Annotated in this window: 1 rRNA gene; it reads left to right on the forward strand. The window is 51.9% G+C overall.

Features of this window, described 5'->3' with window-relative positions:
• Window positions 1–75: 75 nt before the first annotated feature.
• Window positions 76–1980 (forward strand): 23S ribosomal RNA (locus J2S17_RS28695); the annotation flags it as partial.

Genomic DNA, 1980 nt, shown 5'->3' on the forward strand with positions numbered 1-1980 from the left:
GGAGCGTACATTGTACGTGAGGAGCGGAGTGAGAGAGCTGACGAAGAAATGCGCCGCTTATCGAAAGCCGAACATGGTTAAGTTATGAAGGGCGCACGGTGAATGCCTTGGCACTAGGAGCCGATGAAGGACGGTACTAACACCGATATGCTTCGGGGAGCTGTAAGTAAGCTTTGATCCGGAGATTTCCGAATGGGGAAACCCCCTATCCGTAATGGGGTAGGATCTTTACCTGAATACATAGGGTATTGAAGGCAGACCCGGGGAACTGAAACATCTAAGTACCCGGAGGAAGAGAAAGCAAACGCGATTCCCTTAGTAGCGGCGAGCGAAACGGGATTAGCCCAAACCAAGAGGCTTGCCTCTTGGGGTTGTAGGACACTCTACACGGAGTTACAAAGGAACGAAGTAAACGAAGTGGTCTGGAAAGGCCCGCCATAGAAGGTAAAAGCCCTGTAATTGAAACTTCGTTCCCTCCAGAGTGGATCCTGAGTACGGCGGGACACGAGAAATCCCGTCGGAAGCAGGGAGGACCATCTCCCAAGGCTAAATACTCCCTAGTGACCGATAGTGAACCAGTACCGTGAGGGAAAGGTGAAAAGCACCCCGGAAGGGGAGTGAAACAGATCCTGAAACCGTGTGCCTACAAGTAGTTAGAGCCCGTTAATGGGTGATAGCGTGCCTTTTGTAGAATGAACCGGCGAGTTACGATTACATGCGAGGTTAAGTTGGACAGACGGAGCCGCAGCGAAAGCGAGTCTGAATAGGGCGAATGAGTATGTGGTCGTAGACCCGAAACCAGGTGATCTACCCATGTCCAGGGTGAAGTCCAGGTAACACTGGATGGAGGCCCGAACCCACGCACGTTGAAAAGTGCGGGGATGAGGTGTGGGTAGCGGAGAAATTCCAATCGAACCTGGAGATAGCTGGTTCTCTCCGAAATAGCTTTAGGGCTAGCCTCATGCGTGAGAGTCTTGGAGGTAGAGCACTGTTTGGACTAGGGGCCCTCATCGGGTTACCGAATTCAGACAAACTCCGAATGCCAAAGACTTATCCATGGGAGTCAGACTGCGAGTGATAAGATCCGTAGTCAAGAGGGAAACAGCCCAGACCACCAGCTAAGGTCCCAAAGTATACGTTAAGTGGAAAAGGATGTGGAGTTGCTTAGACAACCAGGATGTTGGCTTAGAAGCAGCCACCATTTAAAGAGTGCGTAATAGCTCACTGGTCGAGTGACTCCGCGCCGAAAATGTACCGGGGCTAAACGTATCACCGAAGCTGTGGATTGACATCTTAGATGTCAGTGGTAGGAGAGCGTTCTAAGGGCGTTGAAGCTAGACCGTAAGGACTGGTGGAGCGCTTAGAAGTGAGAATGCCGGTATGAGTAGCGAAAGATGGGTGAGAATCCCATCCACCGAATGCCTAAGGTTTCCTGAGGAAGGCTCGTCCGCTCAGGGTTAGTCGGGACCTAAGCCGAGGCTGAAAAGCGTAGGCGATGGACAACAGGTTGATATTCCTGTACCACCTTATTTCCGTTTGAGCAATGGGGGGACGCAGGAGGATAGGGTAAGCGCACTGTTGGATATGTGCGTCTAAGCAGTTAGGCTGGTAATGAGGCAAATCCCATTACCGTGAAGGCTGAGCTGTGATAGCGAGGGAAATTTAGTACCGAAGTTCCTGATTCCACACTGCCAAGAAAAGCCTCTAGCGAGGAGATGGGTGCCCGTACCGCAAACCGACACAGGTAGGCGAGGAGAGAATCCTAAGGTGAGCGAGAGAACTCTCGTTAAGGAACTCGGCAAAATGACCCCGTAACTTCGGGAGAAGGGGTGCTCATTAGGGTGAATAGCCTTGATGAGCCGCAGTGAATAGGCCCAGGCGACTGTTTAGCAAAAACACAGGTCTCTGCGAAGCCGCAAGGCGAAGTATAGGGGCTGACGCCTGCCCGGTGCTGGAAGGTTAAGAGGAGGGGTTAGCTTA

The sequence above is a fragment of the Cytobacillus purgationiresistens genome (assembly GCF_030813235.1).
In the GTDB taxonomy this organism is placed as follows: Bacteria; Bacillota; Bacilli; order Bacillales; family Cytobacillaceae; genus Cytobacillus; species Cytobacillus purgationiresistens.